Below are 26,045 nucleotides of genomic sequence, written 5' to 3'. Positions count from 1 at the left end.
ACTAAATAAACCACCTTTGCTTTACTTCTGAATAATCTGTCTTCTCTAAAGAGACAGAAGGTACTTTTCGTTCAGCCGATGCGTTAAAAAAGAGATTTAATAAAATGGCAGCTAAACTTCCAGTAATAACTCCATCGCTTACAATCACACGCAAAGCATTTGGGAGCTGGGCGAATAAATCGGGTACCACCGTTACACCAAGACCCAGTGAAAGAGAGCACGCAATAATCAGCAAATTTTCTTGTTTAGCCAAATCAACAGCGCTTAGCATTTTGATGCCTGATGAAATAACTAAACCAAACAACACGACCATTGCTCCTCCTAAAACAGGAGTAGGAATAATGGTTGTAAAAGCAGCTATTTTAGGAACAAGTCCCAATAATACGAGAATAAAGCCGGCTACTACCACTACATTTTTTGTTTTTACTTTCGATAATTGAACCAGTCCTACATTCTGAGCGAATGTATTGTAAGGAAAAGCATTAAATAGCCCTCCAAGAACAATGGCGATTCCTTCGGCGCGGTAGCCTTTTGTAAAATCTTTTTCAATTAATTCCCGATCACACAGTTTTCCTAACGCTAAAAATACGCCTGTAGACTCAATAATAATGACCAAGCATACGAGAATCATCGTTAAAATCGGTCCAATTTCAAAAGTGGGCATCCCAAAATAAAAAGGAGTGGGAATGTGCAGCCAAGAAGCTTCATTAAAGTTAGTGAAATTAACTTTTCCCATTAATACAGCGGCTATTGTTCCGGCTACAATTCCAATCAACACAGAAAGAGAACGAAGGAAACCGCTGAAAAATCGATTTAAAATTAAAATAAGCGCTAGAACACCAAAAGATAGAAGAAGATTAGAAAGAGAACCAAAATCTTTGCTTCCTACTCCTCCTGCCATATTTCGGACAGCGGATGGTACAAGTGATAAACCAATCATCGTCACAACCGTTCCTGTGACAACTGGAGGAAAAAATTTAATAATTTTGCCTAAAAAACTTGCTGCCAGTACGATGAAAATACCACCGGCAATAATCGCTCCGTAAACAGCGCTAATTCCATATTGAGTTCCAATCGCAATCATAGGAGTCACCGCTACAAATGAACTTCCAAGTACAACAGGAAGACCAATCCCAAACCACCTGTTCGTCCAAGCCTGCAGCAGCGTAGCTAGTCCGCAGGTCAGTAAATCAATGGCTACGAGATAGGCTAAGTCATGTGGATTTAAATTTAATGCGCGTCCTACCATCAGCGGAACGAGAATGGCACCCGCATACATAGCGAGTACGTGCTGTAATCCTAATGAAGCTAGTCGAAACGGCCGATTTTGGTTATTCACCTAAAAACCTCCTTTAATTATATCACATGTAATGTTAATAAATATTACATTTAGAATGATACATTAATAGTAAAATGTTTTTTAAGGGATGTCATTAGTCAAGTTGACCAAAAACAGAGGTTTCAATATCTACTTTTTTACAATATATAGAGAAGTAGGTAAGCTATCGTGTAAAAAGATGTTACATTTAGTTTTCAGTACCAGATATTAATATCAAGTGATATAATTTTGTATATATTTTCAAATAATAGAGGGAAGAGGAAATGTTTATGTATAATCTTGCGGCTCACGCATGTAAATTTTTATTAAAAAGAAGAGGCAAGCTTTACATAAGGAATAAAGAGTCTTTACCAACAGACACAGGTTTTGTGATCGCTTGTTCGCATAAGGGATGGGTAGACGTTGTAGCGCTTGGTGCGGCTATTTTGCCTCACCAAATTCATTTTATGGCAAAAAAGGAGCTTTTTAATCATATACTCACTAGTAATGTATTAAAAAAACTTAACGCATTCCCAGTAGATCGTAACAACCCGGGACCCAGCAGCATTAAAACACCTATTAAATTAGCAAAAGAAGGACATATCGTCGGGATTTTCCCTAGCGGCACGCGAACAGAGGAAGACGTTCCCTTAAAAAGAGGAGCAGTCACTATAGCGAGCATGGCAAAGGTTCCTATTGTACCCGCAGTTTACAAAGGACCCGCAAATGTAAAAGAGATATTTTCAAAGGAGCCCGTTGTCATTTCCTTTGGGAAGCCCATCTACCTTGCTGAAGGAAAGCTGACAAAAGATCGGCTCGCCGACGTGTCAAATCACTTAATAGCTTCAATTCGTACGTTAGAGGAAACAGAAACATAACTTCATAGCGGAGGTGCATCATGAAGGATTGGGTACAGAGAAAGCTAAACGATGTGATTAGTGATGATGTGCAGGCAAAAATGAAAGAAAAGATGGCTGAAAGCGGTGTAACCGTTCCTATATCCGCTTCTATGCTCATGCGGATTTTTCAAAAGCAAATGACAAAGCAAGATCAAATTCAGCAATTTTCTATTTCATTTCAAGACTCCTATATTCACGTGAATGGAATTATTAAAAAATTTCTGGTGAGAATTCCATTTTCTATTGTGCTAGAACCTCTTGAAGCCAAAGAACGTACGCTTGTATTCAAAATCCATGAAATGAAACCTCTTAATCAAAATTGGATCAACTATCGAATTTTTCATAAGCCGCCTGTTACTACGTATGAAGAAAAACAAATTCATATCAACCTCAATGAAATTGATAAAGTGAAAGTCATTCCAGTAGGGAAAATCAAACATTTTTCAATACAGGATGAAAAGCTTCGAGTGAAAATTGGTTTATAAATGGTTGTAAATAAAATGTAGAAATAATTTTTTTAGAAAGAAAACCTTTTCAATTCAGCACTTAATTCGATTAGGTGCTATTTCTTTATAATTTTTATAAAATTTTTAGAATTTTTCGTCTCTAACTATTGTGACACGCTTCCCTAAAGTTGTACAATGTAACTTATATAGAGGTTTAAGCGAAAAACCCGTAAATATAAAGAGCAAGGAGAAACAACTATGACAACTTATTCAATCGATGTAACACTAAGTCAAACAAAAAAAGAAAAGCCGCAATCTGATCAATTGCAATTCGGGAAAATCTTCACGGACCATATGTTCATTATGGATTATACAGAAGGCCAAGGATGGCACGATGCTCGTATTGTACCTTATCAACCTATCACATTAGATCCGGCATCCATGATCTTTCATTACGGGCAGTCTGTTTTTGAAGGACTAAAAGCATATGTAACAAAAAAAGAGCAAGTATTATTATTTAGACCAGATGAGAATTTCAAACGTTTAAATAAATCAAACGATCGTCTTTGTATTCCTCATGTTGACGAAGACTTAGCGCTAGAAGCGTTAAAACAGCTGATTAAAATTGACCGCGAATGGATTCCTACTGCTGAAGGTACATCACTATACATTCGTCCATTTGTCATCGCGACAGAGCCTTACTTAGGAGTAGCGCCATCTGACCGCTACCAATTTATCATTATTCTATCTCCAGTTGGCTCATATTATAAAGAAGGGATTGCTCCTGTAAAAATTGCGGTTGAAAGCGAATTTGTTCGTGCTGTAGCCGGAGGGACAGGGACAGCTAAAACAGGCGGAAACTATGCTTCAAGCTTAAAAGCTCAGCAGCTTTCTGACTCAAAAGGCTATTCACAAGTACTGTGGTTAGACGGCGTTGAACGCAAGTACATTGAAGAAGTAGGAAGCATGAATATTTTCTTCAAAATCGATGGAGAAGTAGTAACGCCATCTGTGAACGGAAGCATTTTGGAAGGAATTACGCGTAAATCCATCATTGAACTGCTAAAACACTGGAATATGCCTGTAACTGAGCGCCGTATTTCTATGGAAGAAATTAAGCAAGCTTATTCAGAAGGCAAACTAGAAGAGGCATTTGGAACAGGTACAGCTGCAGTTATTTCTCCAATTGGCGAACTATTTTGGAATAACGAGAAAATGGTCATCAACGGTGGAAACACGGGAGAAGTATCACAAAAACTGTATGACACTCTAACAGGTATTCAAAATGGTACAGTGGAAGATCCATTCGGCTGGGCAGTGGAAGTGGAATAAATTTCGATAATCGAACATCTTTTTACGTAAAAGAAGCGGGAGCTGTCCCGCTTCTTTTTTTTGTTTGTTGCCGAATAGTCCAAAAGAAACAAATTATATTTTGAATATTTAGAACTATTTATATACTTTTATTGTAAAATAAAATATAATTATCCTTATAAAAGCAAGACTTTGTCTTTATTAGAATTGGCCGCGTTACTTATTCGTTATAAGGGGGAGAACAAAATGCTTTTTTTATCACATGATGAAAAAATTAAACAGCTGGCTTCACATTTAGCTGAACGACTCGAAAGAGAATTAAACCAAGAAACTTCAGATGAACAAATGCACGTGCTCATCGGCTACTTATTTGCTTCTCATTTAATCGAGCACCGTCCTACGGGTTATTACGTAAGGTCTCAATACCCTGAGCAGCTAAAAGATTTATATGAAACTTTACACGTCCACCAATAAATTATCTCTTCCTCTTTTGTCCTATATCGTGTAGAATTTTAGAAAATATATGATTTTCTAGTTGATGGCAGAGCTAGGACATAGCGTGGTGTGGCATTTACCTTTAAATGATTAAGTAATGGCTTTAGAGGTGAATAATGTTAGCGCAGATCAAAGAAATGAGTTTAGATAAAAATCGTCGTAATCCACATTACCGCGTATTGTTGCAGTGTCCAGACGGGAGTGAACTATTCATTCACTTTAATTATACATACCGATCAAAAACATATTGGTCAAGAGATGTATATCACAACAATGTTCATAAAAAATCTCAGCTTGCTTGGTATACCCAAAGCGTAGAGGAAATGACTGCTCAGCAGTTTCTTGAAGAGCTAGGAGCTATAGTAAATGAACATTTCAACTTTACACTGCGACGATAACCAAGAAAAGCACCCTTTAACAAGGGTGCTTTTCTTGGTTATTTTACATAAATAAGGACAGAATAATATATATTCTCTTTTTGAAAGTGAAAGGTGGAAAGCTCATGGCGCAAATCGTAATGTGGGTGCTTTTTATCGGTCCTTGGCTATTGCTTTTTGCAGTTGATAAAGAGCGAGTAAAGCGGTATATGGCTGTATCGCTATTCGGAGTGGTATTGTTAACGGTGGTTTTTCAAATTGCAGATCGCTTTAACTGGTGGGAAGTCAATGAAACTCTTTTTTTCTTTGTTAATATGACGCCTTTTCCTTTTGGCATATTTATAATAGGAACGCTTTTTATTTTTTATTTTACCTATCCTGGCTTTTGGATGTTTATGATTATCAATGCAGCGTTCGATTTATTTCAGGCATTTATCATGAGTCCTATCTTTGAAAAACTAGACATTTATACACTGAAGGGAATGAATCATTTTTTATTATTTGTACTAATGATGGTTATTGCTGTTCTACTTTTTCTTTATCAAAAGTGGCAAGATACTGCGTTTAAGTTATCTATCAAGTGATAGAGAGACAGGTTGTGTTTTATCGTTAACTTTTATATAATGAACGTATAAAACCCTCTATTTATATCGGAAATAGAGGTGTTTTTACTGTGAAAAAGATACAAAATGGCAAAATATCTGCGGATGAACATCATTTTTCGCAAAAAAATTAAAATAATGTAAAAGTTTATGTTAAAATGGCAATGTTGCGTGAACGAATTAACTAACTTTACGCAAGAATGCTATTTACATACGTAAGAAGGAGAGAGATTTAAGATGGCAAAGACGTTAATTTTTGGACATAAAAATCCTGACACAGATACAATCTGTTCTGCAATTGCATACGCTGATTTAAAGAATAAATTAGGTGTAGACGCTGAACCAATTCGATTAGGCGATATTAACGGTGAAACGCAATTCGCTCTTGAAAAGTTCAACGCTGAACTACCACGTTTCGTTGATGAAGTATCTAAAGAAACAAATGAAGTTATTTTAGTGGACCACAACGAACGCCAGCAAAGTGCAAACGATATTGATCAAGTTCGTGTGCTTGAAGTAATTGATCATCACCGTATTGCTAACTTCGAAACAGCAGATCCTTTATACTATCGTGCAGAGCCAGTTGGATGTACGGCAACGATCTTAAACAAGATGTATAAAGAAAACGGCGTAGAAATCGAACCTAACATCGCAGGTCTTATGCTATCAGCTATCATTTCTGATTCTTTATTATTCAAATCACCAACTTGCACAGACCAAGACGTTGCAGCTGCTAAAGAATTAGCGGAAATTGCAGGCGTAGATGCAGAAGAGTACGGATTAGCAATGCTAAAAGCTGGAGCTGACTTAGGTGATAAAACAGCTTCACAATTAATTTCATTAGATGCTAAAGAATTCAGCATGGGCACAAGCAAAGTTGAAATTGCACAAGTGAATGCAATTGACGTAAACGACGTTTTAGTGCGCAAAGTTGAATTGGAAGAAGCGATTACTAAAACAATCGAAGAAAAAGGATTACAATTATTCCTTTTAGTTGTTACAGATATTTTAAACAGCAACTCTACTGCATTAGCATTAGGTTCTGCTGCTTCAAAAGTAGAAGAAGCATACAACGTAACGCTTGAAAACAATACAGCTGTCTTAGAAGGCGTTGTATCACGTAAAAAACAAGTAGTACCTGTATTAACATCTGTATTTGCTTAATAAAAAAACGGTTCGTGTCTACACACGAACCGTTTTTTTGTCTATTTGCACGTTAAGCCAATTTAGTATATCTTCTATCACTTCATCTTTATTTAATTCATTCAGCAACTCATGACGGCACTCTTTAAAAAAACGGTAACTTACATCCTGTAATCCTGCCTTTTTAAAGTCGTTATATACTTTGACTACGCCTTTTGTATAGCTGCCTACTGGATCATGTTCTCCAGATACCAAATAAATAGGCAGGCTTGATGGAACTAGCTTTATATTAGCTAAGTTAGAGATTTGTTTGATTCCTGTTAGTAAGTCATAGAAAAACCCCGCTGTGAAAACCCCACCGCAATAAGGGTCATTTACATATAAATCTACAGCTTCATTATCTTGACTTAACCAATCAAAAGGTGTCCGAGCAGGATGAAATGATTTATTGTATTGTCCAAAAGAGAGTTTATCAAGCAAAGGGCTAGGAGATCGTAACCCTTTTCTCTTTATCTCTATTTGCGCAGCTAATATACCGCCCTGCAGTGAAAGGGAAGGAATGCTGCCAGTACCTGAGAGTATCACACCATGAATGTGCTCTGTATCCAATTGAATATATCTTCTCGTTAGAAAAGACCCCATGCTGTGACCGAAAAGAAAGATCGGTAGGTCGGAGTGTTCCGTCGAAATGTGCTTAGTCAGAGCAATCATGTCGTAGACTACTGTATCAAAACCATTTTCTTCAGCAAAAAAACGCTTGTCTTCATCTTTTAAAGCTGTTTGACCGTGACCTCGGTGATCATTCCCATATACGATATATCCATGTTGCGTTAATACATTAGCAAAGTACTCGTAGCGTCCAATATGTTCGGCCATCCCATGGGCTATTTGGACAACGCCTTTTGCAGAATGGTTTTCAACATTCCATTTTTGTGCAAATATTTCTTTTTCTTGATGACCTCTGTAATAAAAGGATTGTTTCATGCTCAGCATCCACCTTCTGTTTTCCTGTAAAATAAGGGATATATGTATATATTATACTAATTTATGCAGGTGATTTTACTATTTTAAAATAAAAAATGATTATTTTGTCATAAACCTTTACAAACCTTTGTGTGATTTGTTAAATTAGTATTTATATTAAAAATTATTAAACAATTTAAAAAGATTTAGTTTTTAATAGGTTAGATGAATACGGAGGGAATTATTGTGGCAGAATTAAGAAGTAACATGATCAAAAAAGGATTCGACAGAGCACCACACCGCAGCCTACTGCGTGCAGCTGGTGTAAAAGAAGAGGATTTCGGCAAACCGTTTATTGCGGTTGTCAATTCATATATTGATATTGTACCAGGTCATGTTCACTTACAGGAGTTTGGTAAAATCGTAAAAGATGCGATTCGCGAAGCTGGTGGCGTACCTTTTGAAATGAACACTATCGGTGTAGATGACGGTATTGCGATGGGACATATCGGTATGCGTTATTCATTACCAAGTCGTGAAATCATTGCTGACTCAGTTGAAACGGTAGTATCTGCTCACTGGTTTGATGGAATGGTATGTATTCCAAACTGTGATAAAATCACGCCTGGGATGTTAATGGCTTCATTACGTCTGAATATTCCGACAGTTTTTGTTAGCGGCGGACCAATGAAGGCTGGCGTAACGAGCGACGGCCGTAAGATTTCTCTTTCTTCAGTATTTGAAGGCGTAGGAGCTCATCAAGCTGGTAAACTTGATGATAAAGGATTACTTGAATTAGAACAATTTGGCTGTCCGACATGCGGATCTTGTTCAGGAATGTTTACAGCGAACTCAATGAACTGCTTAGCTGAAGCGTTAGGACTTGCTTTACCTGGAAATGGTACAATCTTAGCAGTTGCTCCTGAACGTAGAGAATTTGTTAAAAAATCAGCTAAACAGCTTATGGAATTAATTAAATTAGATTTAAAACCACGTGATATCGTAACAGAAAAAGCAATCGACAACGCATTTGCTTTAGACATGGCGTTAGGTGGTTCTACAAATACAGTTCTTCATACGCTAGCTCTTGCAAATGAAGCTGAAATTGATTATCCGTTAGAACGCATTAATGAAGTAGCGGAACGCGTGCCTCACTTGGCAAAACTCGCTCCGGCTTCGGATGTATTTATTGAAGACTTACATGAAGCAGGAGGCGTATCTGCTGCTTTAAACGAGCTATCTAAAAAAGAAGGAGCTCTTCATTTAGATACGATGACGGTTACTGGAAAAACGCTAGGCGAAAACATTGCAGGATGCGATGTAAAAGATTATAACGTTATTCATCCAATCGATAAGCCGTTCACAGAAAAAGGCGGACTTGCTGTATTGTTTGGTAACTTAGCTCCAGACGGCGCGATCATTAAAACAGGCGGTGTTCAAGACGGCATTACTCGCCACGAAGGACCAGCAATTGTATTTGAGTCTCAAGACGAGGCGCTGCATGGTATTGCTAACGGAAAAGTAAAAGAAGGACATGTCGTAGTCATTCGTTATGAAGGACCAAAAGGCGGACCGGGAATGCCTGAAATGTTAGCTCCAACTTCTCAAATTATGGGAATGGGACTAGGTGCAAAAGTAGCACTATTAACAGACGGACGCTTCTCTGGCGCTTCACGTGGATTATCAATCGGCCACGCATCTCCAGAAGCTGCTGAAGGCGGACCGCTAGCATTTGTCGAAGATGGCGACCACATCGTGATTGACATTGAAGATCGTTCAATGAATGTTCAAGTTTCTCCAGATGTTTGGGCAGAACGAAAAGCAAACTGGAAAGGCTTTGAGCCAAAAGTGAAAAAAGGCTATCTTGCAAGATATTCTAAACTTGTAACTTCTGCAAGCACAGGCGGAATTATGAAAATCTAATAGCACAAAAAAGGCTCTCTACGGAGAGCCTTTTTCTTTACTAAAGCAACTGTGCAAAGAAGCCTTTTTAACACGTAAACTCTTTTTTCATAATAACGTGTGGAATACCGTCTTCCATAAAGACATCAGAAGCAGTCTTATACCCTAATTTATGATAAAAAGGTTCAGCTTGAACTTGACCGTGAAGCTTAGATTGAGTTAAGCCTTCTTTTTTCGCTGCTTCTTCTAAGCTGGTCACCACTTCTTTTCCGAGCCCGTATTTTCTAAATTCCTTTAATACGCATATTCGCTCTATTTTGGCGTAATCGTCTACTATGCGGAATCTGCCAGAAGCAGCTGGTTCGTTGTTATAATAAATTAACATATGTTTTGCCGTTTCCTCATGTTCATCAAATTCGTCTTCTAACGGCACTCCTTGTTCTTCAACAAACACTGTTTTACGTATATGGAATACTTCTTCAAGCTGCTCTTTTGTTGTAACATGCTTAATTTTCATTAAAATCCTTCCTTTTCTACGAATTTAGGCTTCTTTTTTGTATAATAAAAATACGTGATATAAAAAGAGTATAAAGGAAAAATAAAATGTTGTAAATGCAACAAAAAGCAACCAATGAACATTTTACACAAATTTGTGGTCATTACTCACTGTTTAAACGACCTCAGCAATAGTAAGATCAACTGAAACATGTTAAAAAAGCAAAGAAAATGGATTATGAAGCGCTGTGAATCTACATAAATTGTAAAAAGAGAACTATTCACAATAGTAGTGGGATGAAAAAGGGGAATGTATCATGCAAATAACCTTAGTGTATAAAGATGAGCAATCGAATAAATTTTGGAAAGTTGAAAGAAGAGACAGCAAGTTAATCATTCACTTTGGAAAAGTTGATACAGCCGGTCGCATGCAAGTGAAAGAGTTTGCTTCCGCAGAGGCTTGTGAAGCAGAAGCTGAAAAGCTGATTCGTGCAAAATTGAAGAAAGGATATAAGCCTTTAACTTGTTCGATGCAAGTAATGAAAGACAGCACGATGTCAGAGTCTCTCTTTTGGGAACTGATAAAAAAGGCGAAGACAAAATTAGATGTCGATGAGCAAATGGAATGGCTCCGCTCCACGCTAGCGAAGCGTTCTGAAAAGGACATTTTTCGCTTTGATCAGCTACTAAATCAGCATTTTGATCAATCCTATACTTCTTCATTGTGGGCAGCAGCTTATATTGTAATGGGCGGTTGTTCAGATGATTGTTTTGATTATTTTAGAGCGTGGCTTTTATATCAGGGAAAAGACATATATTATAAAGCGGTTGAATCTCCTGAGACGATGATTTCTGTACTTAAACCATTAGAAGCAGAAGGCTATGCTCCTCAATTAGAAGAATTACTTTCTGTAGCGTGTGAAGCTTACGAAGAAAAGACAGGTTTAGATAACGACTATTATTATGATAAATATGACCAGTTTGATCCAGTGTGGTACGATGAGCAAGAATTGGATCTTGATTGGGATGAAGATGATGAGGATGGTTTACAGATGCGATTCCCTGTGCTTTGGAGCCGCTATTGGAACAATCATCTCGAATATTAAAAAGAGGAGATGAAAACCTTTAAACAGATTTTCATCTCCTCTTTTTTTATTTTGATAGAGTACGTGACGGGGCGGCCGAAGACAGTTTTGTTTTTTTGTTTAGCATACTGTTCATAATCATTCCAATTACGATTATCGTCATACCAGCTAACGCAATCCCTGTTGGCATACGTCCATTTAATAAAAACACTTCGCCAAGCACGGTAAAAATCATGCTGCCTGATTGAGTTGCTTCAACCGCTCCAAGCAAACCTAAATTTTCTTTTGCCAAGTCTGTTGCGTAAAAGAACGTCATCGTAGCAATTACACCTGAACTCATTGCCAAGATGAAGGCTTGAGAAAATTGGGGAGAACTTGGGATACCTGTAGTAAAGAAGCCGTATATGGCGTAAATAATACTTAACGGAATACTTGCTAATGCCATTCCTAAAACGCGTTGAAACGTATCGAGCTTCCCGCTGCATATTTCCATCATTTTACGATTTCCAAGCGGGTATAAAAAAGCAGCGACAACCACAGGTAGAAACCCTAAGATAAACTGCATAGGCGTAATATTTTCTGCTTCTTTCACCTGCATAAGAATAACGCCTACTAAAATAAACGCTGAAACACTAAGCGTTTTTAGCGGGATTTTCCCTCTCACTTTTTTATATCCTTCCGCAGTTTGAACCTTTATAAAAAACAAGGGCGAAAGAAGAGCTCCTGCTAGAATGGTCACTTGCCACGTTCCCGCCACCAGCCACGATGGTCCGAAAAGCGAGGAAAAACTTAAGAGAGAATAAAAACCTACTCCTGCAAGTGTTCCCCAGCCAAGCCAAGCCCAAGGGTGTTTTTTCATTTCCTGCCATAGAGGCATAAATTTCTTTTGCAGCAGCACTAAAATGAGTAAAATAGGAATAGCGAATAAAAAGCGGAGGGATGCAGTCCATGCCCAACTCGTTCCAGATACATTCATTGCTCGGTTAACAATAAACGTAGCCGAAAAGAACATGGAAGATAATAGTCCCCATATTATTGCTTTCATTGTTTACCCTCCTTATTAAATATATTATAATATGTTAATCACTTAAAAAAGTTTATCATAATATACAAAAGAAAGGAAGGAAGAAATGCACACAGAAGAGATGATTAGAAAAGTAGGCAGTGAATTACGAAAAATCAGGGTGCAAAATCATTTGACTCTGGATGAACTAGCTGAAAAGACAGGAGTCAGTAAACTTACATTAGGAAAAATTGAAAGAGGAGAGACCAATCCCACTTTAGGGGTGATGTGGAAAATAACCACAGGTTTAAATATTCCTTTAACCAAATTAGTATCAGTGGAGCCTTCAGTATCCCTATCTAAGTGCGGAGAAGGATTTTCTCTCAAAGGGCCAGATGAAGCTTGGAAAATTGAATTTATGTTTCAAAACCAAATGGATTCGACGATTGAAATGTACCGAGCCTTTCTTGCGCCTCTCGCTACATACCGTCCTGAACCGCATCACAAAGGATTAATTGAAGTAGCAACGGTAATGGAAGGAAGAATCGAAATGAAAATAGAAGAAGAGCTATACGAGCTAAAACAATTTGACTCTATAAAATTTGAAGGAAGTCATGTACACTCATACAAAAATCTTGAAGAACGTCCCGCTGTTCTGCATTTACTGCTAAAATATGAGGAGTAAAACGGCAGAGCCGCAGTAAAACGAACCATAAAAAATGATTCGTTTTACTGCGGCTCTAATAGCTGTTTATTCATCAGCTTGTTTTGATAGCTAATATATTTTTTTACTCTAATGATAATTAAGGAATATTCTTCAATCAAACGGTGGATGGATTGAACCATACACTCTGGATAATGATGTTTCTTCTGTAAGTACCCTTTATACTTTCGAATTTGTCTTTCGAAATATAAAATAACTTGCTCAGGCGTTTTCACCAGTAAAGATTGCATGTATTCATCTACTTGCTTTTCGAGAAACGAATAGCGATTTGTGATAAAAAATGTCTTCATCTTATTTTCCTCCCTATATGTTAGTGGTACAAAAAAGAAACCCTTGTGCTAGGATTTCTTTTTTGCTTTTTATTTGAATCAGCTGTGCGCACCTTTTAGGCGCTGATACTTGAAATCGAAGACTGTCTATATTTTTTTATTTTGCATTTTATATATGTAGGCGTTTCGCCGAAGAGATTTGCTACATGTGCAATAGCTCCGTAATACGTTTTAGCATCCATCATTTCTTTATTTACAATATAGTCATACAGGGATGATTCGATATCATCAACAAAAGCTAAAATGTGACGCTTTTCGAATAGGAGTTGATAAAGTTCATTAATTAAGTATGGGCTTTGATCAAATTTGTCTTGAAGCTGCTCTACTCGGTACTTTGTCATAGGCACTTCACACAAGATAATGTATCGTAACTCTTCTAAAAATAATTTATTCATCTTTCTCACATCCCTATTCTGTTAATAATTATATAATAGCACTATGCCTTCATATTTGGAAGCGTTTTCAATGGATTAATTTTAATATTTTTTTCTTCTCATTTCCCTTCATTTTTTCTGTTCTTACTTGAATTATCTGTAGTATAGTTCGTTTTACGTAAAGACTCTAGCTAATTGTTAAACTACCTGACATACTTTTTGAAAATTTTATTATTGATGTTAAAAGGTCTTACATATCTAAGCGGAAATGCTTTAAAAATAACGTTCTGTGAGTCGGAACCAGCTTTAATTGTGATAAAATAAAAAATGGAAAATACATCATATAATATAGGAGAGAGGCTATGGAAAAAGATCATATTTCAGAGCTGAAGATTTTAAAAGACATTGCCGAGATTTTAAATGAAGGCACTAATTTACATACCATGCTTCACGATGCTCTTTTAAAACTGCTGCAAATCACAGATTTACAAACAGGATGGATCTTTTTTATTGATGAAAATGGAAAGCATGAGATGATTGCCGCTCAGCATTTGCCGCCAGCTTTATTAAATAAAACCGCTCAGCCTATGTGTAATGGAAGCTGCTGGTGTGTTGACCGGTATATGGATGGCCGGCTTCAAAAAGCGTCTAATATTATGGAGTGTAAGAGACTTGAAGATTCCGTCATTCATGAGTGGGGAGATACACATGACATTACTCATCATGCAACGGTTCCTTTACAAGCAGGGGATGAACGCTTTGGATTATTAAATGTAGCTGCCCCTCATAAAATTCATTTTGAACAGCGAGAGCTTGATTTATTAGGATCCGTCGCTCTTCAAATTGGCACGGCTATCAAGCGGATTAAGCTGACTCAATCTCAGCAGGAAGTAAAACTTATTGAAGAAAGAAACAGGCTGGCAAAAGATCTTCACGATTCTGTTAATCAGCTGTTGTTTTCAATTAATGTCACAGCCAAAGCCGGAAGCAGCTTAGCAAAAGATGTGCAGTTAAAAGAGACTTTTTCCTTAATCCAAGAAACCGCTCAGCATGCTCAAGTGGAAATGAAAGCTTTAATTTGGCAGCTTCGTCCTCAAGGATTAGAAAACGGCATTGTCAGTGCGTTAAAAAGCTATGGTCAAATGCTAGGGCTTAACGTAAAAGAACAAATTAAAGGAGTGTCCGTTTTGCCTGCTGTGATTGAAGAGACACTGTGGAGAGTCGGACAAGAAGCTTTTAATAATTGCCGAAAGCATGCGGGTACGGCAGAGGTACATCTAAACGTAAATATAAGCAAAGACCAAGTAATTATGAAAGTCCGGGATAGCGGCAATGGATTTATGTATAGCCCTTCAGCAGAATTGCCGACGCTTGGGCTAAAAACTATGCACGAGCGAATAAAAAGATTAAATGGAAAACTATCTGTTACAAGCAGCATAGGAAACGGAACGATTGTGGAAGTATCTATTCCTCTTTCATAACGGAAAGGAGCGCACATGAAAATAAAGATTTTAATTGCAGATGATCACCACGTTGTCCGAAAAGGACTTGTCTTTTTCTTACAAACGCAGCCTGATTTAGAAGTTGTAGGAGAAGCTTCTAACGGGGAAGAAGCTATAAAGTTAGCGACATCTCTAGAGCCTCATATTGTGTTAATGGATTTATCGATGCCGGTTCTCGATGGAATCGAAGCAACAAAAGAACTAAAAAAACAAGCACCGCATATACAAGTCATGATTCTAACAAGCTTTTCAGATCAAGATCACGTGATACCGGCATTAGAAGCAGGAGCTTCAGGCTATCAGCTAAAAGAAAGCGATCCAGATGAACTTGTAACGGCTATTCGAAAGCTAATGAATGGAGAAAATCAGCTTCATCCCAAAGTCACTACGCACTTGCTAACACGGTTAACCAAAAGCAGAGAAAAGAAAGTCAATTTTATTGATCACTTAACAAAACGAGAAAAAGACGTATTAAAAGAAATTGCAAAAGGCAAAAGCAACAAAGAAATTGGTGCTGCCTTACATATTACAGAAAAAACAGTAAAAACACATGTGTCTAATATTTTATCGAAGCTTGGGGTTCAAGACCGCACGCAAGCTGCTCTATATGCTGTTCAGCATGGAATTTCCTAACCTACGACTTTAGTTGTAGGTTTTTCTCTGTTCACCTCAGTCTATATTGGTAGCTTTCTTTCTATCAATAGCATGACGAAAAAAAGTTCAATCATCCCTATACTATACATATAACCAAACGACAGAGGGGTAGATAAATATGAATATACTTATTATTAACGGAAGTCCTAGAGAAACAGGCCGAACAACACAAGTAACGAGAGAACTTCACAAAAGCTATCAAAGTTCTTTTCTAGATTTAAGTCAATTATCACTTCCTATATTCACCGGTGAACCTCATCAGTATGAAATAGAAGAAGTGAAAGTGCTGACTGAAGCAATAGAAAAAGCGGATGGTATCTTACTTGCGACGCCTGAGTACCACGGCGCTATGAGCGGAGCATTAAAAAACGCGTTTGACTTTTTAAACAGTGCGTATTTTGCACATAAGCCCGTCGCACTTGTAGCCGTATCAGGAGGAGGAAAAGGAGGTATCAATGCTTTAAACAACCTTAGAACCGTTACACGCGCTTTGTATGCGAATGTTCTATCTAAGCAATTGGTATTAGACCCTGCAGACATCGTGGAAAAAGGAACTTTACGAAAAAACGCCGTTGACGGAATTCATGAATTAGTTAATGAGCTGACTCTGTATACACAAGTGTCTAAGCAAATTTTAGAAGCTAAGCAAAATGTTTGATGAAGGCGCTTTATAAGGACCGTCGCTTTCAAGCCGTAGTTGCTGCGAATGTTTTATCCTCTATTGGTTCCGGTATTACGATGCTTGCCATTCCTTTACTATTAGTTGCATCTCCAAACGGAAATAGACTATTTGGCACGATTATGCTGATTATGACGGTGATTAGCTTTGTTGCTACTCCGTATATCGGCGTTCTTATTGATCGAATGTCACGAAAAAAAATATTGCTAACAGTAGAACTTATCGGTTTTACCACGGTTATACTATTTGTGGTCCTTGGTTTTATGACAGACTATTCAACGATTCACTACATCATTTTGTACGGAACCGGAAACCTTTACTACACGTTTTTTTATCCAACGATTTTTGCGTTAAATCAAGAAGTTTTTTCAAAAGATGTGTTTCAATCATTAAACAGTATTATGGAAATACAAGGCCAGCTATCGAGTATGCTGGCAGGGGCTGCAGCGAGTCTAGTCATTACCCGGTGGTCGCTTCAATGGATTTTAACAGTAGATGCAGCTACGTATATAGCTGCATTCCTTTTTCTATTGAGTATTCCATATAAACGAAGTAGTGAAAGAAGCGATAAAAAACACACTGCGATGAAAGAGGGATTAGCATTCATAAAAGAAAATCGCTCGGTATCTCTTTTTTTACTGCTTTTTTACTGCTTTCTTTTATGCCTTTCATTGCTGTGATGATGACGAACTATTTGTTTCCTATTTATCTGACTCAAGAATTGAACGCAAGTCCAGCAGCATACGGGATTGAAAGTGCTGTATATGGTTTCGGGGCGTTAACGGCAGGGATATTGATTGTATCTATTATGAAAAGAACAGGCACTGAACTAGCCATTATGCTTAATATAAGCCTTTTTGCACTTGGAATATCGATCATCTTCTTTATGAAGCTTCTGCCCGTTTACTTTTCTATTGTGTTTCTTCTTGCTTTTGCAAATGCAGGTACAAGAGTAGCTCGAAATACGTTTATGATGCAAAAAATACCGAATATTATCGTGGGAAGAGTCGACAGCTGTTTTCGCTTTATCACGTTAGGGATTCGTATTTTATTGATTTTTTTCTTTACGTACGTTACGGCTAATGATCGTATAGGACTTGCTTTTTTAGGACTTAGCCTGCTTTTATTATCAACCGCCGGAGCAGGCTGGATACTTTACAAAAGAAAACAGCGAAAACAGTCTGCACTGCTTAAGAGTGTTTTATAATGTCTGTTGCATGTTATAATAGAAGAATTGACAAATAATGTTCAACGTTTATGACGTTGGACATTATTTGTTCTGAATAGAAATTAAACAGCAACAGCATTGACTGTTATGCGATTGGAAGATTGTGAAGCGATGATAAATAAAACATTAAACAAAGAACAATTAAAAGATTCGTACTCAAGCAGAACGTACTATAGAGGACACACGTATTACAAGCAGGGGCGTGTGCTTGATTTGGAATACAATGAACAGACCACTACGTGGACAGCATCCGTTCGAGGTGCAGAAATGTATACGGTAATGGTTGAACAAAAAGGAAATTCTTTTTATTCATTCTGCGATTGTCCTGCTTATCACGAGTTTTCAGAATGCAAACACGAAGTAGCTGTTTTATTAACCATTTGCGATGAGCGCGCAAAGCCGCAGCCAATTAAAACAAAGCCTTTTCGCCAAAGCAAAGAATACGAAAATGTAAATCATTTTATCGACTTATTTTCGAGCTATCAGCAAACCATAAGCGACCATAAGAAATATGCAGATAAAGATCCGTTGAAAGTAGAATTTATTTGCAAGTCTTACTCAGAAGAATTTTTACGTTCAGAAGGAATGTACGTAGCGCTTGAAATGAAAGTAGGCGTCGACCGGACGTATGTAGTAAAAAACATTCAAGAATTTTTAACAGACGCTAAAGAATTCCAAACTCACGAATTTACCAAGCGCTTCGAATATGATCCTGCAGAACATTTTTTTATAGAAGAAGATAAGAAAATCATTGAGCTGCTGATGGATATTATGACGAATGAATCGTTTTATAAAAATTCCTATTCTATGTATCGTTCGTCCGCAAATAACAGAGAACTAATCGTTCCATCTATCGTAGCCAAAGAGTTATTTCAACTCCTTAAAGATCGGAACTTTACATTTATTCATGAAGAGCATTCATATAAAAATATTATCTTTGCTGAAAGTTCAGCTCCTTTTTCATTTCAAATAAATAAGCACTCGGCAGCTGGATTTGAGCTAGACTTTACGGAACTTCATCAAGCTTCATTTTTTGATCGATACGGTTGGCTATTTTTAAAAGGGACGTTTTATGAGCTATCTCAAGATCAGCGTATGCTTCTTGAAGGCCTTCGGAAAACGGCTCCTTTGAAGCCAGTCGTACCTATAGCAGAAGAGCAGATGGGCAATTTTTTATCTCACGTCGTTCCGGGACTGAAAAAAGTGGGGAAAGTGGATATCGCAAAAGAAGTATCCCATCAAATTATTGCACCTGAACTAAAAGCAAAAGTATTTATTGACCGTGAGGATGAACAGCTGTTTGTGACGCTTCGGTACAACTACGGAGAGATTTCGATTAATCCATTTTCACCCCAGTCTGAAAAACACGATAAAATCTTGATACGAGATTTAGAAAAAGAAGACCGCGTTATGGACTTAATTGAAACGGCTCCTTTAAATATTTATAAAAACCAGCTGTACTTAAATCAAGACGAATACTCTCTATATGAATTTTTGTTTCATATTGTTCCAAATCTTGATGAAATAGCGGATGTGTATATTACGGATGAGATGAAAGATTATGCTTATACGGATTTTTCTGCGCCAGTAACAACGGTTGACATTCAAAATAGCAATGGGCTATTAGAAATTAATTTTGATTTAGGAGACATTGATCATCAGACCGTTCAAGATGTTTTAAAATCTGTCTTAGAAAAGAAAAGCTATCATCGTCTAGATAACGGTGCGTTTATCCCCCTTGAAAATGAGGGCTTTGAACATATTCAAAATCTGTTTCGGGAGCTGAACGTAACGGAAAAAGATTTAAAGGATAACTCATTGCAAGTACCTTTATACAGAGGAATGCAAGTGGAAGAAATTATGAGTGCAGGTGATAAATCAGCGGCTAAGTTTGGCTCAGCATTTAAAACATTACTTACACAGCTCAAATCTCCAGAGGAAATGGATTGGGAAGTACCGGAATCCTTACAGGCATCCCTGCGTGATTATCAGCGTAATGGATTTAAGTGGTTTAAATCTCTGTCTCACTACTCTTTAGGAGGCGTACTGGCTGATGATATGGGGCTTGGAAAAACGCTTCAAAGCATTGCCTATATCTTATCTGAAAAAGAGCTTGATGAAGACAGCAATGCCTTTTTAATTGTTGTGCCGGCTTCCTTGATTTATAACTGGCGCAACGAATTGGAGAGATTTGCACCGAATTTAACGGTTCAAACCATTACAGGAACGCCGAGTGAGCGTGAGGAGAAGCTAAAACGCACAGCTGACGTATGGATTACATCTTATCCAACGCTGCGTCAAGATATTGATTTGTATCAGCACCTTCATTTTCATGCTTTAATTCTAGATGAGGCTCAGAGTATTAAAAATCATACAACAAAGACAGCAGTAGCTGTTAGGACTATTTCAGCTAAAAAACGTTTTGCGCTGAGCGGTACGCCTATTGAAAACTCACTTGACGAGCTTTGGTCAATTTTCCAGACTATTCTTCCGGGTTTATTTCCAGGGCTTCGCCAATTTAAAAACATGTCATCGGAGCAGGTCAGCCGAATTGTAAGACCATTTTTACTGCGACGAGTAAAAAAAGATGTGTTAAAAGAACTGCCTGATAAAATTGAAACCACTCATTTATCTGAGCTAACTAAAGAACAAAAAGAGTTGTATGTAGGCTATTTAGAGCAGTTAAAATCATCTTTAGCCGGTGAAGATTTTAATAAAAACCGAATGAAGATCTTGGCGGGATTAACAAGACTTCGCCAGATTTGCTGTCATCCGTCTTTATTCGTTGAAAATTACGAAGGGTATTCAAGCAAATTAGAGCAGCTGCTTGAGATTACAAGAAATGCGGTTGCCAACGGAAAACGCTTGTTAATCTTTTCTCAGTTTACAAGCATGCTTCATATTATTCGAGAAGAGCTTCAAAAAGAAAATCTCTCATACTTTTATTTAGACGGTCAAACGCCATCAAAAGAACGAGTGGAAATGGCGGATCGGTTTAATAATGGAGAACAAGACATTTTCTTAATTTCATTAAAAGCCGGAGGCACGGGTTTAAATTTAACGGGAGCCGATACGGTTATTTTATACGACTTATGGTGGAACCCCGCGATTGAAGAACAAGCGGCAGGCCGTGCACACCGCATTGGACAAAAAAATGTTGTGCAGGTCATCAAGCTTATTTCTCAAGGAACCATCGAAGAAAAAATTTACGCCTTGCAGCAAAAGAAAAAAGAACTCATCGAACAGGTTATTCAACCGGGAGAAACAATGCTTTCTAGTTTGACAGAAGAAGAGCTCCGAGAACTGCTTAGTATGTAGCAAAGGATGTGTGAGGAATGAAAAAATGGGCGTTTGTATCAGATTTTGATGGAACGATTTCAAAAAAAGATTTTTACTGGATTGTGATTGAAAAGTATTTTCCAGAAGGTGAAGAGCTTTTCCGCCGGTGGAAAGCAGGAGAAATGAAAGATATTGATTTTTTATCTACTGTTTTTCAATCCATTCACCAAGAAGAACCGAAAATTTTAGAAGAAGTAGCGAATATTCCAATTGATAAATACGTGCCCGCTTTTATTAAAGCTGTTCAGAAAAACGGCGGGGATTTTTATATTTTAAGCGCTGGAACAACGTACTATATTAAACCGCTGTTAGATAAATACGGTGTTGAAAAAGTGGAAGTTTATTCGAATGAAGGATATTTCCATCAAAACAACGTTCACTTGCGTCTAGATCCTGCTCACAGATGGCATTCAGAACGCTACGGCATTGATAAATCTGTTGTTATTCAAGAACTAAAAGAGGCATACGAAACGATTTATTTTGCTGGAGACAGCGAACCGGATTCACATCCCGCAAAACATGCAGATGTTACCTTTGCGAAAGATTCTTTGCAAGATTTACTGCGCGAACAAAACGTTTCATTTGTTCCGGTTGAGACATTTAAAGATATTGAGCAATATTTGATGCAACATAATGTAATAAAAAAGGCATAAAAACAGCGGTATTATTTGATGACTTCAAATAATACCGCTGTTCCTATTCCGCCTCCGCTTCCTAAAGCTGCTATGACATATCGCACGTCACGGCGCTTGCTCTCATAAAAAAGACGCGTAGCTAAAATAGCTCCTGATGCTCCGTAAGGGTGTCCTAGGGTCAATGCTCCTCCGTGAATATTCACTTTTTCTTCTGATATTCCCAGTTCTTGCATGCAAGCGACAACTTTAACAGCAAATGCTTCATTGATTTCAAATAAATCAATATCATCTACCGTAAGAGAATTTCGCTTCAAGATATTTTTAATCGCAGAAACTGGTGCAATAGCAGGGTAAAGAGGTGACACTCCTGAAATATCAGCGTCAATAAAACGCAAAACGGGCTGAAAGCCTAAAGCGCGTGCTTTTTGCTCTTCCATCACAAGCGCAATGCAGGCTCCGTCGTTAATTCCACAGCTGTTGGCTGCGGTGACGGTGCCTTCATTTTTTAAAAAGACGGGGCTGGCTTTTTGCAGCAGCTTTGTTAGGTTTCGTTTTTTCATAAATGCTTCATCGTGCATCACGTTTGGAAGAGGAAGCGTTTCTTCTTCAAACCATCTTTTTTCAAAAGCCTCCCAGCTTCTTTTATGACTTAAAAGAGCATATCTGTCCTGCTGATCTTTAGATATATTGTATCGCTGAGCTACGTTTTCTGCTGCAATTCCCATGTCAGGGTCACCAATTTTATCAGGAGAAAAACGTGCTCTTTTTTCAAATGGAGAAGTACTTGTACTTTCAACGCCTCCAGCTAAATAGCACGTTCCTGCACCTGCTTTTATCAAATAGCTGGCCATTCGAATCGCCTCTAAGCCAGCTCCGCACTGACGATCAATGGTCATTCCCGGGATAGAAAAAGGGAGGTCCGCTTCTAAAGCGGATAACCTGGCTACATTTCCTCCTGGACCTACAACATTTCCTAAAATAACGTCATCAATTTCATGTTCAATTCCAGCGCTAAGCTGTTTTAATAAAGGAGCTGCTAGCTCTTGAACATGAAAATCTTTCAGTAGACCGTTTTCTTTTCCAATGACCGTACGCTTCGCTTTTACAATTGCTGCTTGATAGATAAGTCATCACTTCCTTACATAGAATCCGTGTTCGAACGGCCAGGTACCGCTACTGCTTTTCGAACTTTTGTAATTAAATACGCCGCGACCACTGCTTTTATACAGTCACCTGGAAGGTAAACGAAGCTTAGCTGAAGGGATTTTAGAAATGGAATGTGAAGCTGCATTGCCTGTATAGGAATGCCACATGCGTATACTAACACAATCCCAAATATCACATTTACGGCAAATGCCTTTGCAACCGTTACATTTCTTAACCTTGATAGTGTCCAGCCAATAAAGAAAGCTGCAAACACATAGCCAATGATATACCCAGCACTCGGACTCAAAAATACGCCAATTCCTCCGCGCCCTCCAGCAAGTAAAGGAACGCCAGCTGCTAGCAAACATAAAAAAAGAAATTGACTTAAAGCTCCTAATCTAGCGCCAAGAATTCCTCCCGACAGCATAACACCCATAGGCTGAAGAGTAATTGGAACAGGTGTAAAAGATAAAAAAATAGGAGGGACGAGTCCTAGAGCTCCCATTATAGCCGTGAATAAAGCAACGTACGTCATATCTTTTGTTTTCATCGTAAACCTCCGCTATGTAGGATAAAACATGACTATCGTATCTTATTAAACTTAAATTAGTCAACTTAATTTTTATTAAAGTTTACATTTTTCTTTTCTCAAACCCGTATTTACGGTACACTAAAAGTAAAATAAAAAGGAGCTTACGGAGTAATGAATCGAATTGAAGAACTAGTTTTTAATCAGTGTCAACAAACGCCGGACAGACTCGCACTATCGGATTCTGTTAATAAACTAAGCTACGGTCAAATGTGGGATCATGTATGCAAAGCCGAAAATCAGCTGAAAGAAAAAGGGATGGAAAAAGGAGAGCTCGTTGCGTTAAGTATGCCAAACAATGCAGAAGCTGTTGTGTCATTTTTAGCGATTTTAAAAGCTGGTGGAATTGTGATGCTTTTACATAATGAGCTAACAGAGGCTGAAGTGGATACCTATTTTTCTATTCAGTCCCCGAATTGGCTATGGAAAACGTCTTCTTTAACTAACATAACAAAAGAAAAACCAATCCTGCCTATACGGCAAGTGAATGCACTGTCCGATCTATTTTTATTTGGATTTACCTCTGGGTCAACAGGGAGACCGAAAGGATTTGTAAAATCGCATCATTCTTGGTCTTCATCATTTCAAGAATGGTCGGACGTATTTTCTTTACAGAAACATGAAAAAGTACTTATCCCCTTACATATTTCGTATTCCGCCCAGCTTTATCCGGTTTTGCACGCGCTTTGCACCGGCATGCATGCTATCATGCTAGAAGCGTTTACACCTTCTGCTGTTTTTAACAAGGAAGCTAGCTGTATGTCTATTACACCCGCGTTAATTTCTCCTTTGCTTCGATACATACAAAGCAGACCGAAAGAAAAACGACTTCTTCCACAGACCGTGATTTCAGTAGGCAATAAATTATCGCCTTCCGTTCGAAAGAAATTTTCACAAGTGTTTCCTAACTCCTCTCTTTATGAATATTACGGATCTTCTGAAATGGGATTTGTTACGGTACTTTCACCAGATACAGCTGAAACGTTGCCTCATACAGTAGGCTATCCTGTTGACAGTGTAGACGTTTTAATCCTGAACGAACGTGGAAAAGAAGTAGAAAAAGGAGACAAAGGAATACTGTTTGTAAAAACAACTCAAGCATTCGAAGGATTTGTTAAGGACAGCGAAGAAACGAACCGCTCATTTTTTAACGGATATGTTACATCGCATGATATTGCGGTTCAGCTTCCAGACGGAAACATTACCATCGTAGGAAGAGACAAAAATGTAATCAAAAGCAGCGGAAGCTTAGTATATGCTGAAGAAATTGAAGAGCTGCTACTACAAATACCGGGCGTTAGCGAAGCAGCTGTCTTTAGCATAGTAGATGCTGAACGTTCAGAAGTCGTAGGTGCAGCAATTGTCTTAGAGAACATTTCTCTTTCTGATGTGAGACAAGCACTGTCAAAACGAGTATCCCCTTATAAAATCCCGCGTGTATGGAGAATTTTAACGTCCTTTCCGCGAATGAAAAATGGTAAAATTGACAAAGCAACGATATACAGCTACTTTGCAGAGAAAGAAGGGAAGACATATGATTTCATTTGAACCCGTTACAGCTGACACGATGTATATTGTGTCAGAGATTATCAATTCAAACGAAGCTTATAACGTGTTAGAAAACGGCAAGAAAGAGCGGAGGGAAGAAGAGCTTTTTAAAGAATATATGAATGAAAAAACAGACAGTTATTTTATAAAAGCCGACGATACATACGTAGGGGTTATTGATTACATGAAACAAAATCCTAACGATGATCATCCGTGGATTGGAGCTTTCATTATTCATAGCGCCTATCACAATTTCAGTTTCGGAACGCAGGCATATTTAGCATTCGAAGACAAGCTAAAAGAAGAAGGAATTTCTGTTCTACGCCTTGGTGTCCTGTCTCAAAATCCTAGAGCCAAGCTGTTTTGGGAGCGCCTTGGTTTTACACAGTATGCCACTAAGCCGCTGCATCATAATCAAGTTAACTGCTTGGAAAAAGAACTGTAAGAAAATCCGTGGATTATATCCGCGGATTTTTTACTGTACTGGAATGCAAATGGAAGAGGTCCGCATTTTCACGTGGTAGATGGGTTAAATCCTTATAAAAAAGGTAGATATGATCAAAGAAGCACCCATTACCCAGAAAATCGTTCAGGATACAAAAAGCGAGGGAAGAACAATAGATAACTATTTAAGAAAAGAATAAAAGTTGAATTAGAAGAATTTCAAAACAAAATAAAGGGTTATCTCAATCAAAAAGTTGTAATTTACAATGGTAGAAAACATGAACAATTGCCTAATTTAATAATTAAATTAAAAGATTTTTATGAAAACTTAGAAAGTGTATTATATTATACAGAAGCTAATAATTCTGAAGCTTATTTCTGGTTCATACTTATAAATGTTGATGAGAAATTTGGCATTTTCATCAGTGAAGATGAGTATGGAATGCACTCAATTTTCTATCAATTTTCTATTGGGGAATTGAATAAAGAAGATTAAATTACAATGTTTAATAAAAACTGTACCTTCGATTATTTTAAATCTAGGTGCAGTTTTTTTGCACTTATTGGTTTCCACATGATTAAGGGTGTTTTGTTCTAACGCACTATCAAGATTCGATTTGAATCCATCATTTTTTTCTAACAAGAACGTTCGCAAAGTTTTATGTGTTTTAGAGAACGTTCGTATAATATCTCAAAACTTAAACGAACGGTGAAAATGATAGATTTTCTATATAAATCAAAAGTTCGCAAAAGTATACTTTTACGGACTCTCTAATGTTTAATATTATAAATTATTGAGGATAGTTAAAAACATA

Annotated in this window: 29 protein-coding genes; 21 read left to right on the top strand and 8 right to left on the bottom strand. The window is 37.7% G+C overall.

Annotated elements, in window-relative coordinates:
- Window position 1 precedes the first annotated feature (1 nt).
- Complete coding sequence (locus CEQ83_RS12355; RefSeq protein ID WP_155017287.1) at window positions 2-1,339, bottom strand: nucleobase:cation symporter-2 family protein; 1,338 nt, start codon at window positions 1,337-1,339, stop codon at window positions 2-4.
- Between the two features lie 269 nt (window positions 1,340-1,608).
- Here CEQ83_RS12355 and CEQ83_RS12350 point away from each other — a divergent pair, with 269 nt between their 5' ends.
- The 7 genes from CEQ83_RS12350 to CEQ83_RS12320 all read left to right on the top strand — a co-directional run bounded on the left by CEQ83_RS12350 (window position 1,609) and on the right by CEQ83_RS12320 (window position 6,612).
- On the top strand, window positions 1,609-2,196 hold the full coding sequence (locus tag CEQ83_RS12350) for a lysophospholipid acyltransferase family protein (RefSeq protein WP_098113020.1): 588 nt from the start codon (window positions 1,609-1,611) through the stop codon (window positions 2,194-2,196).
- A 20-nt stretch (window positions 2,197-2,216) separates the two neighbouring features.
- A complete protein-coding gene (locus CEQ83_RS12345; RefSeq protein WP_098113019.1) occupies window positions 2,217-2,702 on the top strand; it encodes a hypothetical protein in 486 nt (161 codons plus the stop codon).
- A 219-nt stretch (window positions 2,703-2,921) separates the two neighbouring features.
- Window positions 2,922-3,995 (top strand): branched-chain amino acid aminotransferase, encoded by a 1,074-nt coding sequence (locus CEQ83_RS12340; protein ID WP_098113018.1) that lies wholly within the window; start codon window positions 2,922-2,924, stop codon window positions 3,993-3,995.
- Between the two features lie 225 nt (window positions 3,996-4,220).
- Window positions 4,221-4,448: a hypothetical protein gene (locus CEQ83_RS12335; protein ID WP_014459922.1), complete on the top strand. Its 228-nt coding sequence runs from the start codon at window positions 4,221-4,223 to the stop codon at window positions 4,446-4,448.
- Between the two features lie 137 nt (window positions 4,449-4,585).
- Window positions 4,586-4,867 (top strand): hypothetical protein, encoded by a 282-nt coding sequence (locus tag CEQ83_RS12330; RefSeq protein WP_098113017.1) that lies wholly within the window; start codon window positions 4,586-4,588, stop codon window positions 4,865-4,867.
- 104 nt (window positions 4,868-4,971) lie between these two features.
- Window positions 4,972-5,430, top strand: a complete 459-nt coding sequence (locus tag CEQ83_RS12325; protein ID WP_028413192.1) for a hypothetical protein — start codon at window positions 4,972-4,974, stop codon at window positions 5,428-5,430.
- 255 nt (window positions 5,431-5,685) lie between these two features.
- Complete coding sequence (locus CEQ83_RS12320) at window positions 5,686-6,612, top strand: manganese-dependent inorganic pyrophosphatase (protein ID WP_014459925.1); 927 nt, start codon at window positions 5,686-5,688, stop codon at window positions 6,610-6,612.
- An 18-nt stretch (window positions 6,613-6,630) separates the two neighbouring features.
- Here CEQ83_RS12320 and CEQ83_RS12315 read toward each other — a convergent pair whose 3' ends face one another.
- A complete protein-coding gene (locus CEQ83_RS12315; RefSeq protein ID WP_028413193.1) occupies window positions 6,631-7,575 on the bottom strand; it encodes an alpha/beta hydrolase in 945 nt (314 codons plus the stop codon).
- Window positions 7,576-7,800: 225 nt separating this feature from the next.
- Here CEQ83_RS12315 and ilvD point away from each other — a divergent pair, with 225 nt between their 5' ends.
- The gene (ilvD, locus tag CEQ83_RS12310) at window positions 7,801-9,477 is read left to right on the top strand and encodes a dihydroxy-acid dehydratase (RefSeq protein ID WP_013083330.1); all 1,677 of its coding nucleotides are present in this window, start codon (window positions 7,801-7,803) and stop codon (window positions 9,475-9,477) included.
- 67 nt (window positions 9,478-9,544) lie between these two features.
- Here the strand turns inward: ilvD and CEQ83_RS12305 are convergent, their stop codons facing one another.
- Window positions 9,545-9,973: a GNAT family N-acetyltransferase gene (locus tag CEQ83_RS12305; protein ID WP_028413194.1), complete on the bottom strand. Its 429-nt coding sequence runs from the start codon at window positions 9,971-9,973 to the stop codon at window positions 9,545-9,547.
- Between the two features lie 295 nt (window positions 9,974-10,268).
- Between CEQ83_RS12305 and CEQ83_RS12300 the strand changes: the two genes are divergently transcribed.
- Window positions 10,269-11,057, top strand: a complete 789-nt coding sequence (locus tag CEQ83_RS12300; protein WP_028413195.1) for a DUF4240 domain-containing protein — start codon at window positions 10,269-10,271, stop codon at window positions 11,055-11,057.
- Window positions 11,058-11,103: 46 nt separating this feature from the next.
- Here the strand turns inward: CEQ83_RS12300 and CEQ83_RS12295 are convergent, their stop codons facing one another.
- The gene (locus CEQ83_RS12295) at window positions 11,104-12,081 is read right to left on the bottom strand and encodes a DMT family transporter (RefSeq protein WP_028413196.1); all 978 of its coding nucleotides are present in this window, start codon (window positions 12,079-12,081) and stop codon (window positions 11,104-11,106) included.
- 85 nt (window positions 12,082-12,166) lie between these two features.
- On the opposite strand from CEQ83_RS12295, the gene CEQ83_RS12290 reads away from it, so the two are divergent.
- Entirely contained in the window at window positions 12,167-12,724 is a 558-nt protein-coding gene (locus CEQ83_RS12290; protein WP_028413197.1) for a helix-turn-helix domain-containing protein, read from the top strand.
- Between the two features lie 44 nt (window positions 12,725-12,768).
- Here the strand turns inward: CEQ83_RS12290 and CEQ83_RS12285 are convergent, their stop codons facing one another.
- Both CEQ83_RS12285 and CEQ83_RS12280 read right to left on the bottom strand, forming a co-directional pair.
- Window positions 12,769-13,053 carry a hypothetical protein gene (locus CEQ83_RS12285; protein ID WP_014459932.1) on the bottom strand — a complete coding sequence of 95 codons (285 nt, stop codon included), beginning with the start codon at window positions 13,051-13,053 and terminating at the stop codon, window positions 12,769-12,771.
- Window positions 13,054-13,148: 95 nt separating this feature from the next.
- Window positions 13,149-13,487, bottom strand: coding sequence for a hypothetical protein (locus CEQ83_RS12280; protein ID WP_013057201.1), 339 nt, complete (start codon window positions 13,485-13,487; stop codon window positions 13,149-13,151).
- Between the two features lie 341 nt (window positions 13,488-13,828).
- Here CEQ83_RS12280 and CEQ83_RS12275 point away from each other — a divergent pair, with 341 nt between their 5' ends.
- The 7 genes from CEQ83_RS12275 (at window position 13,829) to CEQ83_RS12250 (ending at window position 21,521) form a co-directional block, all read left to right on the top strand.
- Window positions 13,829-14,947: a GAF domain-containing sensor histidine kinase gene (locus CEQ83_RS12275; protein ID WP_028413198.1), complete on the top strand. Its 1,119-nt coding sequence runs from the start codon at window positions 13,829-13,831 to the stop codon at window positions 14,945-14,947.
- 15 nt (window positions 14,948-14,962) lie between these two features.
- Complete coding sequence (locus CEQ83_RS12270) at window positions 14,963-15,601, top strand: response regulator (RefSeq protein WP_028413199.1); 639 nt, start codon at window positions 14,963-14,965, stop codon at window positions 15,599-15,601.
- A 139-nt stretch (window positions 15,602-15,740) separates the two neighbouring features.
- Entirely contained in the window at window positions 15,741-16,280 is a 540-nt protein-coding gene (locus tag CEQ83_RS12265; RefSeq protein WP_028413200.1) for an NADPH-dependent FMN reductase, read from the top strand.
- Complete coding sequence (locus tag CEQ83_RS27440) at window positions 16,280-16,981, top strand: MFS transporter (RefSeq protein WP_228123054.1); 702 nt, start codon at window positions 16,280-16,282, stop codon at window positions 16,979-16,981. The genes CEQ83_RS12265 and CEQ83_RS27440 overlap by 1 nt, the downstream gene beginning before the upstream one ends.
- Window positions 16,982-16,995: 14 nt before the next feature.
- Complete coding sequence (locus tag CEQ83_RS27435; protein WP_228123053.1) at window positions 16,996-17,508, top strand: MFS transporter; 513 nt, start codon at window positions 16,996-16,998, stop codon at window positions 17,506-17,508.
- 132 nt (window positions 17,509-17,640) lie between these two features.
- A complete protein-coding gene (locus tag CEQ83_RS12255) occupies window positions 17,641-20,847 on the top strand; it encodes a DEAD/DEAH box helicase (RefSeq protein WP_028413202.1) in 3,207 nt (1,068 codons plus the stop codon).
- 17 nt (window positions 20,848-20,864) lie between these two features.
- Entirely contained in the window at window positions 20,865-21,521 is a 657-nt protein-coding gene (locus tag CEQ83_RS12250) for an MtnX-like HAD-IB family phosphatase (protein WP_028413203.1), read from the top strand.
- Window positions 21,522-21,532: 11 nt separating this feature from the next.
- On the opposite strand, the gene CEQ83_RS12245 is transcribed toward CEQ83_RS12250, so the two are convergent.
- Complete coding sequence (locus tag CEQ83_RS12245) at window positions 21,533-22,627, bottom strand: acetyl-CoA C-acyltransferase (RefSeq protein WP_155017286.1); 1,095 nt, start codon at window positions 22,625-22,627, stop codon at window positions 21,533-21,535.
- A gap of 14 nt (window positions 22,628-22,641) precedes the next feature.
- On the bottom strand, window positions 22,642-23,199 hold the full coding sequence (locus tag CEQ83_RS12240; RefSeq protein WP_028413205.1) for a biotin transporter BioY: 558 nt from the start codon (window positions 23,197-23,199) through the stop codon (window positions 22,642-22,644).
- 153 nt (window positions 23,200-23,352) lie between these two features.
- Between CEQ83_RS12240 and CEQ83_RS12235 the strand changes: the two genes are divergently transcribed.
- Genes CEQ83_RS12235 through CEQ83_RS27845 form a run of 4 tightly spaced genes read left to right on the top strand, consistent with a single transcriptional unit; the run spans window position 23,353 to window position 25,726 of the window.
- On the top strand, window positions 23,353-24,786 hold the full coding sequence (locus CEQ83_RS12235) for a class I adenylate-forming enzyme family protein (RefSeq protein ID WP_028413206.1): 1,434 nt from the start codon (window positions 23,353-23,355) through the stop codon (window positions 24,784-24,786).
- The gene (locus tag CEQ83_RS12230) at window positions 24,773-25,231 is read left to right on the top strand and encodes a GNAT family N-acetyltransferase (RefSeq protein WP_028413207.1); all 459 of its coding nucleotides are present in this window, start codon (window positions 24,773-24,775) and stop codon (window positions 25,229-25,231) included. The genes CEQ83_RS12235 and CEQ83_RS12230 overlap by 14 nt, the downstream gene beginning before the upstream one ends.
- A 12-nt stretch (window positions 25,232-25,243) precedes the next feature.
- Window positions 25,244-25,411, top strand: coding sequence for an HNH/endonuclease VII fold putative polymorphic toxin (locus CEQ83_RS27800; protein WP_165573968.1), 168 nt, complete (start codon window positions 25,244-25,246; stop codon window positions 25,409-25,411).
- A gap of 15 nt (window positions 25,412-25,426) precedes the next feature.
- Window positions 25,427-25,726, top strand: a complete 300-nt coding sequence (locus CEQ83_RS27845) for a YxiF family protein (RefSeq protein ID WP_419150228.1) — start codon at window positions 25,427-25,429, stop codon at window positions 25,724-25,726.
- The last annotated feature ends 319 nt before the right edge of the window (window positions 25,727-26,045 follow it).

The sequence above is a fragment of the Priestia megaterium genome (assembly GCF_009497655.1).
In the GTDB taxonomy this organism is placed as follows: domain Bacteria; phylum Bacillota; class Bacilli; order Bacillales; family Bacillaceae_H; genus Priestia; species Priestia zanthoxyli.
This window is presented reverse-complemented; position numbering and strand designations above follow the sequence as displayed.